Annotated in this window: 13 protein-coding genes and 1 riboswitch; of the genes, 9 read left to right on the top strand and 4 right to left on the bottom strand. The window is 47.2% G+C overall.

Annotation, left to right across the window (positions count from 1 at the left end; translation table 11 throughout):
* Positions 1-224 precede the first annotated feature (224 nt).
* Together MHI37_RS01660 and MHI37_RS01655 are read left to right on the top strand one after the other, a co-directional pair.
* Positions 225-1,703, top strand: a complete 1,479-nt coding sequence (locus MHI37_RS01660; RefSeq protein WP_076338854.1) for an MDR family MFS transporter — start codon at positions 225-227, stop codon at positions 1,701-1,703.
* Between the two features lie 222 nt (positions 1,704-1,925).
* Positions 1,926-2,005, top strand: a riboswitch (ZMP/ZTP riboswitch).
* A 57-nt stretch (positions 2,006-2,062) separates the two neighbouring features.
* Positions 2,063-2,635, top strand: a complete 573-nt coding sequence (locus MHI37_RS01655; protein WP_076338855.1) for a DJ-1/PfpI family protein — start codon at positions 2,063-2,065, stop codon at positions 2,633-2,635.
* Between the two features lie 989 nt (positions 2,636-3,624).
* Here MHI37_RS01655 and thrS read toward each other — a convergent pair.
* Together thrS and MHI37_RS01645 are read right to left on the bottom strand one after the other, a co-directional pair.
* A complete protein-coding gene (gene thrS / locus MHI37_RS01650) occupies positions 3,625-5,538 on the bottom strand; it encodes a threonine--tRNA ligase (protein WP_076338856.1) in 1,914 nt (637 codons plus the stop codon).
* Between the two features lie 394 nt (positions 5,539-5,932).
* Positions 5,933-6,715: an AraC family transcriptional regulator gene (locus MHI37_RS01645; RefSeq protein WP_076338857.1), complete on the bottom strand. Its 783-nt coding sequence runs from the start codon at positions 6,713-6,715 to the stop codon at positions 5,933-5,935.
* 105 nt (positions 6,716-6,820) lie between these two features.
* Between MHI37_RS01645 and pyk the strand changes: the two genes are divergently transcribed.
* Both pyk and MHI37_RS01635 read left to right on the top strand, forming a co-directional pair.
* Entirely contained in the window at positions 6,821-8,236 is a 1,416-nt protein-coding gene (pyk, locus tag MHI37_RS01640) for a pyruvate kinase (protein ID WP_076338858.1), read from the top strand.
* 188 nt (positions 8,237-8,424) lie between these two features.
* Positions 8,425-8,721, top strand: a complete 297-nt coding sequence (locus MHI37_RS01635) for a hypothetical protein (protein WP_076338859.1) — start codon at positions 8,425-8,427, stop codon at positions 8,719-8,721.
* Between the two features lies 1 nt (position 8,722).
* On the opposite strand, the gene MHI37_RS01630 is transcribed toward MHI37_RS01635, so the two are convergent.
* Both MHI37_RS01630 and MHI37_RS01625 read right to left on the bottom strand, forming a co-directional pair.
* On the bottom strand, positions 8,723-9,472 hold the full coding sequence (locus MHI37_RS01630) for a response regulator (protein ID WP_076338860.1): 750 nt from the start codon (positions 9,470-9,472) through the stop codon (positions 8,723-8,725).
* A 6-nt stretch (positions 9,473-9,478) separates the two neighbouring features.
* Positions 9,479-11,359: a histidine kinase gene (locus MHI37_RS01625; RefSeq protein ID WP_076338861.1), complete on the bottom strand. Its 1,881-nt coding sequence runs from the start codon at positions 11,357-11,359 to the stop codon at positions 9,479-9,481.
* Between the two features lie 240 nt (positions 11,360-11,599).
* Here MHI37_RS01625 and MHI37_RS01620 point away from each other — a divergent pair, with 240 nt between their 5' ends.
* From MHI37_RS01620 to MHI37_RS01600, 5 genes are all read left to right on the top strand, one after another.
* A complete protein-coding gene (locus tag MHI37_RS01620) occupies positions 11,600-12,934 on the top strand; it encodes an ABC transporter substrate-binding protein (RefSeq protein WP_076338862.1) in 1,335 nt (444 codons plus the stop codon).
* A gap of 127 nt (positions 12,935-13,061) precedes the next feature.
* Positions 13,062-13,934 carry a sugar ABC transporter permease gene (locus MHI37_RS01615; RefSeq protein ID WP_083676467.1) on the top strand — a complete coding sequence of 291 codons (873 nt, stop codon included), beginning with the start codon at positions 13,062-13,064 and terminating at the stop codon, positions 13,932-13,934.
* A complete protein-coding gene (locus tag MHI37_RS01610) occupies positions 13,934-14,755 on the top strand; it encodes a carbohydrate ABC transporter permease (RefSeq protein WP_076338864.1) in 822 nt (273 codons plus the stop codon). Before MHI37_RS01615 ends, MHI37_RS01610 begins: the two co-directional genes overlap by 1 nt.
* A gap of 32 nt (positions 14,756-14,787) precedes the next feature.
* Positions 14,788-15,636, top strand: coding sequence for an AraC family transcriptional regulator (locus MHI37_RS01605; protein WP_076338865.1), 849 nt, complete (start codon positions 14,788-14,790; stop codon positions 15,634-15,636).
* A 34-nt stretch (positions 15,637-15,670) separates the two neighbouring features.
* Entirely contained in the window at positions 15,671-16,957 is a 1,287-nt protein-coding gene (locus tag MHI37_RS01600; RefSeq protein ID WP_076338866.1) for an alpha-L-fucosidase, read from the top strand.
* Positions 16,958-17,091 lie beyond the last annotated feature (134 nt).

Genomic DNA, 17,091 nt, shown 5'->3' with positions numbered 1-17,091 from the left:
CCCTTCATCATATGAAACGGCCATGCTTCGTGCTCATGCCTCGGCCCTTCCGAATAGTGTTATTAAGCAGTTGTTGCTTGTCATTCATTCCTAAAAATACAGCAAATCATTTCTATCGCTTTATACAATATTTCAATTATAAACAACTATTCCGATATGTTATCATGACTTTATATCCTCAATCTATTCGGAAATGAGTAAATATGTTAATCATAGGAGGCTGAATGTTGTCAGCAGAACTAACCGAAAAACGGAGTGAGCCACTTTATGCCAAAGCATCATTTTGGCCTGCGCTGGCGACGCTCTTTTTTGGCTCATTTGTAGGCATGTACCATGTCGTTTCACTCAATGTATCCCTGCCAGGTTTTATGGGCATTTTTCATACCGATTTGGGGAAGGTGCAATGGATTATTACAGGCTTCTCGCTTGCCTGCGGCGTAATAGCTCCCGCCAGCGGCTATGCAGGGGATCGATTCGGAGGAAAACAGGTCTTTCTCTTTTGTCTAGCCGGCATTACGATTACGTCCGTCTTATGTGCCTTATCATGGAATATCTATGCGCTTATCGCTTTTCGTATTTTACAAGGTATTTTCTGCGGACTCATTCAGCCCGTATCACTTGCTTTAATCTACCGAACAGTCCCGCCTGATAAACAGCCGCTGGCTGTGAGCATATGGTCGTTCTCGACCATTCTTGAAACGGCGCTGGCTCCTTCTGTAAGTGGCTGGCTGCAGGGCTATGATTGGCACCTTATTTTTCTAGTGACCGTACCGATTGGCATTTTGGCCCTAATTATTGGCCATCGCATTCTTCCATCCAGTCCTATAAACAAAGAGACTAGGCTTGACCGTATAGGACTTGCGCTCGCTGCTCTTGGCAGCCTGTCACTCCTGCTGCTGTTTGGAAATATATATGCTTGGGGCTGGCATTCGGCAGCTTTTTGGCTATGCCTGACTGTTGGTTTAAGCAGTGCAGTTCTGTTTGTTATCCATCAATTGCGGACAGAGGCGCCCTTGCTCCAGCTTCGCTTGTTTCGCAATCGGACATTTACGGTAAGCTTAATTATTTCGCTTATTCTCTCTGTTGCGCTTTATTCAGGTATTTACTTTGTTCCTTTATATTTGGCAGAAATCCACTCACTCAGCTCCTTTCATATCGGCCTTCTGTTCTTGCCGGGAGCTGTTTGCTTAACCTGTGCCACCTTCTTCTCCGGTCGCTACTATTATAAGCTTGGCCCTGCGGTGCTAGCCCTTGTTGGCGGTTCTATTCTTATTATTACAACGTATCTGTTCAGCAGGCTGCAAATAAGCACAAGCCTGCTGACCATAATGATTATTCTCGCTATTCGCAATACAGGAACGGGCCTGGCGCTGACGCCCGTGACCAATGCCGGGATGATGGCGATTCCAAAGGAGCTGTCCGGTCACGCCTCCGCGCTCATTAACTGGCTGAGACAAATCTTCAGCGCGATGGCGCTCGGCTTGTTTACATCGTTATTTTATGCCCGGCTGGCTGTTCATCAGGCTCGGATTGGCGAAAGCCCCGCTGATTATAAAGCAGCCTATACGCTCGGTATTAATGATGCCTTCTTATTCTCAGCTATTATTATTGTGTCTGCGCTGCCGCTTTCTTTGCTGCTTCGCAAGCCGGCAGCTGGCAGCGCAAAGAAGACTAAGGCTGAGGCCTTTCAACCGGACAGTTGATAGAAAGCTCAGTCTTCGCATAAGCGCCCAGAAAATGGCATGCTTCATTGTCCTATTCAGCGCGCTCCACTTGCTTCCATTCTCCCGGTATTTGGACGCATAGGCAGCCTCATTTTTCATTGAGTATGACAAAGTATTACTTTGTAATATCATGAGTTATAGGCGAGCACGCCTAAAAAAGCTTTGATTTATTTGAATATTCTCAATATAATAAAGTAAATATTTGGTATGTGTAACTGGCGCTAACGTGGAGAACCACGAGGAAGCACATATTCATACTGTCGTACGCCTGGGCAAAGTGTTTGATCATAGATCAAATGCTTTTTTTATTTTATAACATGGAAGGGCCGGTGCTTAAGATGAAGATGGCTTTCATTCTGTTTGATCAAATGACTACTTTAGATTTTGTTGGGTTTTATGAATCGGTAACGCGGCTCGGGATTGTAACAGCAAATGAGAACATATCGTGGGATTTTTGTTCAAACAAGGATCAAATTACGGATGATCGAGGCTTGACGATTAAAATCAATCATGTTTACCCTGACCTATCAGGTTATGATGTTGTATTTATTCCCGGCGGTATGGCAACAAGGCAGCTTCGATATGATGCTGAATTTATATCATGGATTCAAACAGCGCGTGATGTCCAGTATCAGGTGTCGGTCTGTACCGGAGCTTTAATTTGGGGTGCTGCTGGTTTTTTAAAGGACAAAAGAGCGACAACAAATCCTTCTGCCTATGAGCTGCTAGAGCCCTATTGCTCTGAGGTCGTTAAAGAACGTTACGTAAGAGATGGGAACGTATTCACAGGCGGAGGAGTTTCGGCTTCGATTGATTTAGGTCTATTTTTCATAGAGTCTATTACGAGTGGCGACGTGGCTAGGCAGGTGCAAGAAAAAATGGACTATCCCTATTATAAAGCTGGGGGTTAATAGGTGAGGCTGCTCCAAAAGTGGTATGCTCACTAATAACATAGCTCGCTATTAGTGAAGAAAATTTCAAAAAATAGCGGTGCAGGAGTTAATTCCTGTACCGCCAATAATTTCACCTCATAAGCGCATATATGTGCTTATCGTGCAAGAATGCCCGCTCTCTGTGGCATTAAGCGCCTATGTGTGCTTATCGGCACGATGTGACCATCTCCCGCCAATAATTTCGCCTCATAAGCACATATATGTGCTTATCGTGCAAGAATGCCCGCTGCTCTATCGCATTAAGCACCTATGTGTGCTTATCGACACGATGTAACCATCTCCCGCCAATAATTTCGCCTCATAAGCACATATATGTGCTTATCGTGCAAGAATGCCCGCTGCTCTATCGCATTAAGCACCTATGTGTGCTTATCGGCACGATGTGACCATCTCCCGCCAATAATTTCGCCTCATAAGCACATATATGTGCTTATCGTGCAAGAATGCCCGCTGCTCTATCGCATTAAGCACCTATGTGTGCTTATCGGCACGATGTGACCATCTCCCGCCAATAATTTCACCTCATAAGCGCATATATGTGCTTATTGTGCAAGAATGCTCGCTGCTCTATCGCATTAAGCACCTATGTGTGCTTATCGGCACGATATGACCATGTCCCGCCAATAATTCCACCTCATAAGCGCATATGTGTGCTTATCGTGCAAGAATGCCCGCTGCTCTAGGGCATTAAGCACCTATGTGTGCTTATCGATTGAATTGGTTCATTTATGCAATAAATAGCCTATTATAGTCCCATATTCGTTGTTTTAGAGCTAATTCTACTGCAGGATTACATTGTAGACATCTGAAATCTCCCTCATGTGAGGTTTTTATTGTAAGAAGTGCAGTCTAGGTGGGGTATAGATATCAAACTTATACTTGCCTCTATACTTTAAAAAAAGAGAGGCTAAGCGCCTCTCCCTACCCTTGACTTATTGCAATCATCCTTATAATTTTTCCTCAATTTCAGCCTTTAACCGCTGCACAACCTCAAGCACCGCTTGCGTTCCGAGGTCGCCTTCGCCGCGTTTCCTAATAGCAGCTGTATGCGCATTTTTCTCATTCTCACCCAGCACCAGCGTATAAGGAACCTTGCTCAGTCCCGCCTCGCGGATCTTGTAGCCCAGCTTCTCATTCCGAGTATCCACCTGCGTACGAATGCCGGCTTCTGCCAGCTCTTGCTTCACCTGCAAAGCATAATCGATATACTTCTCCGAAACGGGCAGAAGCTTCACTTGAACGGGAGCGAGCCACAGCGGAAATGCTCCGGCATAATGCTCTGTAATAATACCGATGAAACGGTCGATCGATCCATAAACCGCGCGGTGAATAATGACCGGCCGATGCTTCTGATTATCCTCGCCAATGTAGGATAAGTCGAACTTCTCCGGCATTTGGAAGTCCAGCTGAATCGTTCCGCACTGCCAGCTGCGTCCAAGCGCATCGAGAATATGGAAGTCGATTTTCGGTCCGTAAAATGCACCATCGCCTTCATTTACACGATATTGAATATTTCGGCTGTCCAGCACGCTCCGCAGCGATTGCTCCGCTTGATCCCACAGCTCCTCTGAACCCATGGAATCCTCCGGTCTTGTCGACAGCTCAATCCGAAAGGCAAAGCCGAATACGGCATAAATATGATCGATCAATGCGATCGCGCGGCTTATCTCCTCTTCAATCTGGTCGGGTCTGACGAAGAGATGGGCATCATCCTGACAGAATGTACGAACACGCATCATGCCATTTAGCGCTCCCGAGTATTCATGGCGATGCACCTGACCGAATTCCGACATTCGAATCGGCAGATCCCTGTAAGAGTGCAGACTATTTTTGAAAATGAGCATATGCCCTGGGCAGTTCATTGGCTTGAGCGCATATGACGTATCGTCAACATCTGTAAAATACATGTTCTCTTTATAGTGATCCCAGTGCCCTGACTGCTCCCATAGCCGCCTATTCATCATGAACGGCGTACGTACTTCCTCATAATCCCGCTGCCGTTGAAGCTCGCGGATCAGACTCTCCAGCTCTGTACGAATCGTCATTCCGTTCGGCAAATAAAACGGCATGCCTGGCGCTTCCTCGGAGAACATGAACAGCTCCAGCTCCTTGCCGAGCTTGCGGTGATCGCGCTTCTTCGCTTCCTCAAGCAGCTGCAAATGCTCCTCCAGTTGCGCCTTCTTAGGGAAGGATGTGCCGTATATTCGCTGCAGCATTTGATTGTCCGAATTGCCGCGCCAATACGCGCCGGCTACATTTTGCAGCTTAAACGCTTTAATTCGTCCTGTTGAAGGCAAATGCGGACCACGGCAAAGGTCCACAAACTCGCCTTGCTCATAAAGCGTAATGACAGCGTCCTCCGGCAAATCACGGATCAGCTCCAGCTTGAGCGGCTCCTCCAGCTGCGCAAACAGTGCTGTCGCCTCCTCCCGGCTTACTTCCCGGCGCTCGATGGGCAAATTCTCTTGTATAATCCTGCTCATTTCTGCTTCGATAGCAGTAAGATCATCGCTTGATAACGGCTTCTCAATATCGATGTCATAATAGAAACCATCTTCAATGACAGGGCCGATTGCCAGCTTCACTGCTTTGTCTCCGTAAATTCGCTTAAGTGCTTGCGCCATAACATGTGCTGTACTATGACGGTAAACTTCAAGTCCCGCAGCCTCATCCAGCGTTACGATCTCTACTTGGCTGCTCGCATTTAGGGCATAATTCAAATCGACCAGCTTGCCGTCAACCTTGCCTGCCACTGCGTTTTTGCTTAGTCCCATGCTGATGGATTCCGCGATTTGCTGTGGTGTGGTACCGCTCTGATACTCCTTAACTGTTCCATCTGGTAATGTAATTTCAATACTCATATTGCAGCCTCCGATCGAATTAGTTGAACGCAAAAAAAACACATCTCTCCCGTAAAGGGACGAGTGCGTTCAGCTCGTGGTTCCACCCTCATTCGATCTGCTGCTTTATATCACTGGCTGAACGCCAGATCCGTAAGCTAGAGCAAGATCCTTATTGAGCATCCGGTAACGGGGATGAAACGGTGTTATGTACAACCGTCCGAGCAAATAAGCAACGGGTTCCATAACACGGCTGCAAAGGGGTAATTACACATTCGGTTGCTGGAGAAGCTCTCAGCTTTCGCCTCTCTCTCTGGACAGCCCGCTTAAGGTAATCGTGTCTTTGGTCAAAGCCTATTTCTGGGTAAATTGTAATCCGAACCTGCCGAGAAGTCAACCTTGGCGAATCCCCGCTTTACACCGTTGAAGAACGCTCATGCAGGAAATCAGAAGGCGAGCTTCCCGTGCTGCGCTTGAATATACGATAAAAATATGACACATCGTTATAGCCCAAATACTCAGCAATTTCACTGATCATCAGCTGCGATTCCGTCAGCATATAGATCGCTGTCTTCATCCGTTGATTATGAACATATTCACTAATGGTCTGATTAGTGACCGATTTAAATAAGGTCGCTGCGTAATTAGGCGTCGTATTAATTACATCGCCCAGCTCCTCCTTCGTGACCTTCTCGCGATAATGCGACGCAATATACTGCTTCATGCTGTCTACGCGCCGATGCTTCTCCGAGGAGATCAATCCGCGATCCTTCTCCTGATTCAAATAAATCAAAGCTTCCACCAGCAGCGCCTCCGCCATCAGCTCATAATAAGCCGGCTTCTCCTTATATTGCATCAGAATGCCCCGAAGCCTCTCCTGCACAACCTCAAAGCAGCCCAGCCTTTGCTTCATCGGCTCTTGCAGCCCAAGCAGCGGCAGAACAACTTCTCCCTCAGCTCTTCGAAAATTGATCACATATTTCGTATGAACGACCGTAGGAATGCTCTTCCCGTAGAAAGAATTAGGACCAGGAACCAGAAGCAGATCTCCTTTCTCTAAAATAACCTTCTCCTCGTTCACCCAATATACACATCTCCCGTAGGTCACCAACGCGAGGTGAAAGGAACGCTCTCGCCCCTCTCCCTCCTCGTACCAGTCCGCTCCATTGTCTTGGTGCGCATCCGAAATCACCAGCATGCCGCATGCCCCTTTCGACAGTACTATTGTACAATCATTGTACTATAGTTCTCATTCACTTTCGACAAACTACGTTACAATGAAAAAAACGAGGAGGCCTACAACATGCTAAAAACAAAAATTATTTGTACAATGGGTCCCGCTTGCGACTCCGTTTCGACGATCAAAGAAATGATCCAAGCAGGAATGACCGTTGGTAGACTGAATATGGCTCACGGGGAATTAGAAGATCACGTCATGCGAATGAATAATATACGACAAGCGGCGCGCGAGCTTAACACTTACGTGCCAATTATGATGGATATAAAAGGCCCTGAGGTACGGATTGGTAAGCTAAAAGAAGCTTCCTGCGAGCTAATTATCGGCGAAGAGCTGATTCTAACGACAGAGGATGTGCTAGGCGATGCGACTCGTCTGCCTGTCAATTACGCGGAGCTTCCACTAGTCGTGAAGACCGGTGACAGAATACTTATTGATGATGGACTCGTTGATCTTAACGTGATTTCTGTTGACGGAAATGACATCCGCTGCTTGATCATTAGCGGCGGCACGCTGAAGCCGCGCAAGGGCGTCAATCTGCCAGGCATCAAAACGACACTTCCGGGTGTAACCGAGCGTGATGTCGTGCACATCAACTTTGGCATTCAGAATAATGTTGAGATTATTGCCGCTTCCTTCGTACGCAAGGCAGAGGATATTTTGGAAATCCGCAACATTCTTGAGGAAGCAAACGCCAGCCATGTGCAAATCATCTCCAAGATCGAGAACGAAGAAGGCATGCTTAATCTCGATGCCATTATTGAAGCCTCCGACGGCATTATGGTTGCCCGCGGCGATCTCGGCGTAGAGGTGCCTATTGAGGACGTTCCGATGATGCAGCGTGAAATGATCAACAAATGTAATCTCGTTGGCAAGCCCGTTATCGTTGCTACACATATGCTCGAGTCGATGCAGGTAAACCCTCGTCCAACTAGAGCTGAGGTTAGTGACGTAGCAAATGCCGTTATTCAAGGTGCAGACGTTGTTATGCTCTCCGGCGAAACCGCCGCTGGCAAGTATCCAATTGCCTCCGTACAAACGATGGCTGCTATTGCCAAAAGAGCGGAATCGATGATCGATTACAAAGAGCAGTTCGATAAAAAAAGATCGCAGCAAAGCACGAATATTACAGAGGTTATTAGCCAAGGCGTCGTTAGCTCTTCGCTAGAGCTAAGTGCCAAAGCTATTCTAACTTCGACGGAAAGCGGCTTTACGGCGCGCATGGTATCCAAATACCGTCCGAGTGCTCCGATCATCGCGATTACCCAGCATGATCATGTATTGGCGAAAATCTGCCTGCTCGCTGGTGTTATTCCGGTGAAGGGTGATCCTGTGACGACTACTGATGAAATGTTTGAATCTGCTACGCGAAATGCTAAGCTAACAGGCCTGATTGATACAGGAGATATTATCGTGCTCTCTGCCGGCGTTCCGATTGGCCAAGCCGGTGCTACGAACCTAATCAAGGTGGCACAGGTTTAGAAATCACGCTCCTTCGATCATTATAATAGCTGCAGCGTCCTCGGATGCTGCAGCTTTTTTTCCCTAGTAAGCAGCAATATATTCTACATTTTCAAGAAGCTTTCACAATATACACGCTTCCTAAGCAGCAAAAGGGCATAATATAATAATAACAACACTTACGTATAATTGATCTGGAGGGAATCATAATGAAAAAAGAACATACCGTCTATTTCAAAATTATGCATGGAGCGGAAACGAAGCAGCTGACTGCTCTGATTTATTTGGAAGAAAACACTCTACCCACTGTCCAGGATTATGAGCTCTGTTTAAAGCAATGCGGACACGATGTACATATCATCGACAAGGAGCAGTTTATTTTCCGCTCCAACAATCCCGCAGACGACTATTTAATCGATGTGCTCGAAAACTACAAAAAAAATGATAAAGATCTGTACGCCAATCATCTCGCCCAAAGCTTCGTAAAAAAGACACCTTTCCTCTAAATCATTTGTGGAATTCGGTTGGCGTCTGACCCGTTACCTGCTTGAATATACGGCTAAAATAATACGGGTCGGCGTAGCCTACCTGCTCGCCAACTTCCTTGATGGATAAGCCGCGTTTATGAATCAGCAAATATTTGGCTTCGTTGATTCGTAATGTAATTAAATATTTGGAAGGCGGCTCGCCTGTATGCTTCACGAATATTTTGCTTAAATACGATGGGTTGAAATTGAAGTTGGCAGCAATCTTCTCCAAGCTCAGCTCGTTGCTGAAATTTTCACGCATATACGTCTGCACCTTGGCTACAATTTCTTCGGGGGTTGCGCCCTGCTGAAATGCCCCTTTCATATTTTGGCCGTAGCTTGGATGATCAAACTCAGACTTGACACGTGACAGCGTAGCTGCCAGCTCGCAGGCTGAGATGGGCTTTAACAAGTAATCGACTACATTGTATAAAATCGCTTGACGAGCGTATTCAAAATCACTGTATCCGCTCGTAATGACAATTCGAATACGCGGATAATACTTGTCGACATTGCGAATAAGCTCCATTCCATCCATGATCGGCATCCGAATATCAGTGAGCAGCAGGTCCGGCTGGAACTGATGAATCATTTCCAATGCCTCCTTGCCATCCTGTGCCGCTCCTACAATACGAATCGCCGGCTCGCTGCCCAGTTTCCTGATGAGACTGTTGCGTATTAAATCCTCGTCCTCCGCAACAATTGTCGATATAGCCCCTGGTTTTTCCATGCCGCATTACCCTCCATTCACTGTCTTGCCGCCGATTACAATACTCGCACCACCGGCCTTTAGATTTCCGACCTCGAATAAAGCAGAATCCCCATAGGTTAATCGCAGACGGAGATAAATATTAAGCAGCCCCATACCATTAAGCTGGAGGGTTGGAATCTCACCCATCCGCTCTATTTCCCGTCGCTTGTCGGCTAAAGTTCGCAGGCTTTCCTCACTGAAGCCTCCGCCATTATCCAATACCTCAATGATCCAGCGACCTTCCTCCACCTTGCCATTCACCTGAATCATCCAATTTGGCTGAGTACGGGTGACAAACTTTATGGCGTTCTCGACCAGCGGCTGAATCACCAGCTTCGGAATTTGGTCTTGTAAAATACGTGCATCCATATTAAACGAGAAGTTCAGCTTGCGGCCAAAGCGGATCTGGTTAATCTCTAAGTAATTTCGTGTATGCGCAAGCTCCGTCTCCATCGATACCAGAGAGGCATCAGACGAAATATAACGTAGGAAGCCCGACATATTTTCTGATAAGGAAACGATCTGCTCATTCATATTTTCTTCTGCCATGACTTGAATCGTAGCTAAAGTATTGTACAGGAAGTGAGGATTCATCTGTGATTGCAGTGCCACGAGCCTTGATTGCAGCTCTTGCGACTGGGCAAGCAGCAAATCGTCCATCGATTCTTTTAATCTTGTGCTCATTTGCTGAAACTCCCAGTGCAGCTGATCCAGCTCATTCAGTCCGCTGTTCAGCTCACGCGAGGCTATACGTCCAGTGCCAGCATCCTCAAGACGATAATTGCGCACGGCACGGTGGATTTTTTGAATCGGTGATGCGATTTTACGTGCAGCGACGAAAGAAAGTACAATAGCCATAAGCAAAATGACAAATGCCACCAGCACCGTTTGCTTGGAAAAGGTGGATAGCGGTGAGAGAAGCTCGCGCTCTGACACGATCAGCATCGTAGTCCAGCCCGTGAAATCCGAATAATTAACCGATAGCAGCTCATTCTCGCCGCTGGCTGGATTAAGAACGGCTGTACTCGCAGAGCCTGCATTCTCTCTCTGCTGCTCCGTCAGCCGAATATAGGCTTGATAGTCCGCGGGCTCCTCGCCCATGGGAAATATAATCTGCCCTTGATCATCATACACGATGACCTTCTCATGGTAGGCGCTTAGCTTGCGCTGATCCAATACACTACGAAATATACGACTATAATATTGTTTAATTTCAACAATGCCGATCGGCACGTTATAGTTATCGAAAAACACGCGGAACAGCGACAACGAATATTGCCCCTCACGCGTGGATACGTATTTGGCCATATCCGTATCGATGACAGGCCGTCCAAGATGCTTCTTAAACGGATTCTCTACAACGCCGTCGTACCAAGGCTTGTCATTGGAGTTATACGTACGCTCTCCATTATCAAATCCGTTGCCGTACATTTTCCCTGCAAAATCATAGAGGTACAACTGCTCCACCGGCCTCGACGGACCGATAGCAGCCGTCAATATATCCGCCAGCTGCTTGGCGCTCTCCCGTGGATTTGAAGGAATAAGGCCTTCTGGAGGTAGGGGGGAAGCTTCAGCCTTCTCTTCCAAATCCGTACCTGATTCGCCTTCGACCAACCGTTTAAACTGCTCTTTTACTAGATTGGAGTACATGACATTTAAGGAGACATCATTCATTTTTTGCACTTCGGAATCAATCTGGTTTTGTACAGAGCTGCCCATTCCCGCAAGTGTATCCAGCGCGTTGCGCCGCAGCTCGCCGGATGCCCACCAGTAGAACCAGAGGACAAGCACTGTAAAGACGACGACAATAATGAGGGTATAGGTGAGAAAAAGGATCGTTCGGATGTTATTGAATTTTGTCGTCATAAGCGTCCTCCGCAGTCCGTCTTTTCTTACGTTTTTCTATTGTGCGTTCGCAGCACTGCTTTTGTCAAAATATTTAATTGGAAATGTAAGCGGTAAAATAAAGACAAAAATGAATCCGTTTTCTCCATGGAGACAACGACCATTAGCTCTTATATTAGTTATAAGTCACGCAGGCGGCAAGCTACCGCCAGGAAAGACTGAAAGCGAATACAAAATTTTTGATTAAAGGGGAGTACGTTTATGAAAAAGACCATTTGGAGTATGATTTCCCTCGTTCTCATTATCGCTTTAATCGCAGGCTGCGGCAGTAACAGCGGCAACTCAGACAATCCCAGTGCTACAAACGGGGGAGCTGCTAGCGGAAAAAGCGACGTGACCTTAACGTATATTGCCAGCCAAGGCTGGATCAAGGATGCAGAGATGGAGCTCGCCAAAAAATTCGAAGCAGAAACCGGCATCAAAATTGATTATCAAATTGTACCGTCTGATCAATATTTCAACGTGCTAAAAACAAGATTGAACTCCGGTGAAGGCCCGGACATCTTCGGCGGCCAAAGTGGGAAAAGTGAAATTCAGCTCAACTACAACGTAGAAAAAAACGCAGTCGATCTCAGTGATCAAGAATGGGTTCAGCGTGAGGATCCCTTGTCCATTGAGCAGCTGTCCCTTAATGGAAAAGTTTATGCTCTAACTATTTGGGATACTTACAGCAGCTTTGTTATTACGTATAACAAGAAAATGTTTGCTGACCTTGGAATCAGCGTACCGAAAACCTATGAGGAATTCAAAACGATCAGTCAAAAAATTAAAGACTCCGGCGTTACACCTATCTATGAGCCAATTGCAGACGGCTGGCACCATGTGCTGTGGTTCGCGGAGCCCGGCCCTCGCTACGACGAGCTGCAGCCAAATTTGTATGATGATTTGAACGCAAATAAAGTGAAATTCGAAGGCAATGAACCGATGACAACCGCACTGACTCAATTAAAGGAGTTGTACGATCTCGGCTATTTCGGCGATAATGCGTTCTCTGATACTGGCTCTGATACTGCTAATAAGCTAGGAAGCGGCGAATATGCCATGTCCTTGACTGCACAAAGCACGCCTTCTGATATCGCAGAGGCATTCCCTGATCTGAAAGCTGAGGACTTTGGTTACTTCGTTATCCCGCTGGCAGACAATCAAATCTATTACATCAATCCAGGAGGTCCGAGCAAATTTATTTACTCCGGCTCAAAGCATATTGACGAAGCCAAACAATACTTTAATTTCTTAACTAAGCAAGAAAACCTGCAATTCGTTCTCGATAACGATACAACGATTGCCAACCTTAACTTCCCTGGCTTGACGGATAAATACAGCGATGATCAAAAAGCATTGTTTGAAACGTATCCTGTTAAAGGCACTGATATTCAAAACATCGTCAACTACGTGAATCCGCAGTGGATGGATATCGGCAAGGATTTGCAGTCCATGTTCGGGGGAGCAATGACACCTGAAGCGCTGTTGAAAAGCATTGATAAACGCCGCAGCGACATGGCGAAGGTAGCAAAAGATCCTGCTTGGGACAATTAGTCTGGCCTAAGCAGCGTTCGACAATGGATGCCAACATAGATAGGGATCGGTCAGCGCCCTGCAAGGCTGCTTTGGCCCTGCGGGGCGCTGCTTTACCGATCTCATGAAAGCGAGAGGAGAGAACGCTGTGAACAAAAAAATATATCCCATTCATTTTGCATGGATTACGCTTGCCTTATATACGGTATTTTTTGTATTGCCCGGGCTCATGGGCTTCTATTACTCCTTTACGGATTGGAACAGCTATTCAACCGAGATTAACTTTATCGGATTCGACAACTTCAAACAGCTTTTTTCCGCCGACGAAAATTACTTGGGTTTCATTAACAATACATTGATATTTACCATTGCTACGGTCCTTCTTAAGACGGGCCTAGGTCTTGCTTTCGCTATCACACTAAATGAAGGCGTTCGCATGAAGGGGTTCCACCGCGTCATGCTGTTCCTGCCTACCGTCGTACCGATGCTGGTTGTCGGTTTAGTGTTCAAGTCTATTCTAAATCCGGCTACAGGCTTGCTTAACGAGACGCTTCGCTCGGTAGGACTTGGCTTCCTTGCGCAAAAATGGCTTGTCGATCTCGATTGGGCATTCAAATCCATCATAGCCGTTGACACTTGGAAGGGTGTCGGCTATATCATGATTATTTTGCTCGCTGGCCTGCAGGCTATTTCCAAAACGTATTATGAGGCAGCTTCGATCGACGGTGCAGGCGCTTGGAATAAGCTTCGTCACATTACAATTCCACTGCTAATGCCTGCACTAGCCGTAACGACAGTACTTAATTTGCTGCATGGATTAAAAGTATTTGAGGCCGTTTATGTATTGACCAATGGTGGTCCCGGCTATGCAACGGATGTCCTTTATACGTCCATATTCAAAGAGTTTTCGATGGGACGCTTCGGTATGGGAACCGCGCTGTCTACATTGCTATTCGTCTTCATGACCATTGTCGGATACTTCGTCGTAAGAATTATGTCTAGAGAGGGGGATGGAGAATAATGAAGCAAGGAAAGCTGCTGTCCTTATTCCGCAACGTATTTGCCTGGGTGCTTAGCCTAATTATGTTCATTCCCCTCCTGCTCGTGGTCATCAATGCACTGAAGACGAAGACCGAAGCCAATGGGATGAATATGTCGCTGCCAAGCTCCTTGCAATGGAGCAACTTCGCGGTCGTTATTGAAGAAGGCAAACTCATTCAATCCTTTTTCAACAGTCTGCTGTATGCCAGCGGATCTACCGCTTTGAGCATTATTCTAGCATCTGCCGCGGCGTACGTATTGTCTCGCAACCGTACGCGTATCAACAAGGTGCTGTATTTCTATATTATACTCGGCATCGCCATGCCGATGAACTTCGTTACGCTGACCAAGGTGATGCAGGCTACGCATCTCATTAATACACAAATCGGCATCATTATTCTTCTTGCAGCTGCTGCACTTCCGTTCAGCGTATTTCTTATCTACGGCTTCGTAAGCTCGGTGCCTAGGGAGCTGGATGAAGCAGGCATTGTCGATGGCTGCTCACCGTATAAGCTATTTTTCACTATCGTGCTGCCGCTGCTGCTGCCCGTCATCGTGACGGTCGGCATTCTAAACTTCATGGGCGCATGGAGCGACTTTATTCACCCGCTTTATTACTTGAACAGCTCTGACAAGTGGCCTATGACGCTTGCGGTATACAATTTCTTCGGACGCTTCCAGGTGAACTGGAACTTGGTTTCCGCCGATATCGTGCTCACGACGCTGCCCGTTGTCGTTATCTATTTACTAGGCCAAAAATTTATTATTTCCGGCATGACCGCTGGTTCGGTAAAAGGCTGATTCAGCCTATGGTCTAAGGAGGAGATCTGCTGATGTACGATCATGATTTGCGCCCAGATCGAGAACTGAAGATAGAATGCCGCTTGGACAGTGATACCGAGCATGAGCTGCACCGCCACGATTTGCTGGAAATAAACGTGCTGCTTGAGAGCGAAGCAAGGTTCCGGCTTCTAGATCGAGATTACATCGGCAAGCCTGGCGATGTATTTCTGTTCCGGCCCTTTGAGCCGCACTATAACCTCGCGGCTGAAGAAGGAGCTCCTATACGTTGGATTATGCTGCTGTTCTCGCCTTCAATTGCAAGACTCATTCCGCAGGGCGATCGTCTGCTCTATCCATTTTATACGAGCCGTTCCTCACCGCTCATTAAAGCTCATTCCGAGCATGCCCGCCGCATTCAAACAGCGGCAGCGGCGGCGCTTGAGGAGCAGGAGCAAGCACTGCCTGGCTGGGAGGCCAAACGTTTCTTGCACTTTGTCGATATCCTCGTCAGCGCTTATCGTCATTCCCTTGAAGCCGCTGAGGAGAGCACACCCGGCCAGGAAATCAAGGTAGAGACCGGCGTCGTCAGCGCAGTCGAATATATGATTCGCAACGTCACCGAGGACATTGATATGCGTCAGCTTATCGATGGATATAAACGGGGAAAAACCTACTTCTATACGGATTTCAAACGAACCGTTGGGGTTACACCTAATCAGTTCATCCACCGGATGCGCATGCAAATCGCTATGCATCTGTTGCAGACAACAGGAAAAACCGTAACCGACATCGCCTTCGATTGCGGCTACCATTCGGTCCATTATTTCAACAAGCATTTCAAGCAGTACCGCAGCGTATCGCCGAGTGAATACCGGAGCCGGTATCAGCGGTCGATGTGACAACTAGGATGTTAGCGTGAAAGGAGAACATAACATGACGACTGATAGAACAGCTTGGTTTACACATGATCGATTCGGGATGTATATCCATTGGGGACTATATGCGCTTGGCGCACGCCATGAGTGGATGCGTTCTCGTGAATTTTTGAGCAATGAGCAGTATAACAAATATTTCAAACGATTCGATCCCGATCTCTACGATCCGGAGCTTTGGGCTAAGCTTGCCGATGAGGCAGGCATGAAATATATGGTCGTAACAGCCAAGCATCATGAAGGCTTCAGCTTATGGGATACGCAGCTATCCGATTATAAGGTTACGAACACCCCTGCGGGCAGAGATTTGCTTAGGCCGATGCTCGACGCCTTCCGTGCAAGAGATATTAAAGCTGGTCTCTATTATTCCTTGCTCGATTGGCATCACCCGCATTATACCGTTGACGTTAAGCATCCACAGCGTTACGATGCCGCCTTCGTCGAGCAAAGCAAGCAGCGCGACTGGCAGCAATACATTGATTACATGTTCGGCCAAACTGAGGAGCTGCTGTCCAAGTACGGCAAAATCGACGTTCTGTTTCTAGACTTCTCCATCCCGCCAGAGCAAGGCTTCCCAGGCAAAGGGAAGAAAGAATGGCAGAGCGAGAAATTTGTCGAGCTTGTTCGCAGGCTGCAGCCGCAAATTATGATCAACGACCGTTTGCAAATTCCAGGTGACATTACGACGCCTGAGCAGTATCAGCCGCGGGAATGGATCAAAGTAAATGGCGAGAAGGTCATTTGGGAAGCTTGCCACACCTTCAGCGGCTCATGGGGCTACTACCGTGACGAGGAATCCTGGAAAAGTGTGGACATGCTCGTCAAAATGCTTGTAGACACCGTCGGAAAAGGCGGTAATTTGCTGCTTAACGTTGGCCCTACCGGTCGCGGCGAAATCGATGAACGCGCCGTTGAGCGCTTGAAAGGGATGGGAGAGTGGATGCGCCGCCACAATCGCTCCATCTACGGCTGTACGGCTGCACCGGAGCAGTTCCGCTGCCCGGACGATTGCCGCTTTACCTATAATCCGGAAACGAATCGGCTGTATTTGCATATTTTCAGTTGGCCATTCAAGCATCTGCATCTCTATGGCTTATCCGGTCAGGTCGAGTACGCACAGCTTCTGAATGATGCTTCCGAAATTCGCATGGTAGAAGGAGCTCAGGAAATGACAATGGAGGCCGGTGCTTTCAATGAAGGAAGAAGTGCTGACACGCTGACGCTTGAGCTGCCCATTAAGCCGCCGAATGTAGCTGTGCCGGTTATTGAGCTCTTTTTGAAATCATAACTGTCAGTTACAAGGTGAAACGGCTGTCGCCGTCCTTATGGCGGTGGCGCGTTTCATTCCGGAGAAATATAGAGAACGTATGGCGAAATGAACTACTTTCCTATATTTTAAGAAAAACCTCCGATAAGCCGCAA

It is taken from the genome of Paenibacillus sp. FSL H8-0548, assembly GCF_038630985.1.
Taxonomy (GTDB): domain Bacteria; phylum Bacillota; class Bacilli; order Paenibacillales; family Paenibacillaceae; genus Pristimantibacillus.
Note: the sequence above shows the minus strand (reverse complement) of the source record. Positions and strands in the feature narration are given on the sequence as shown.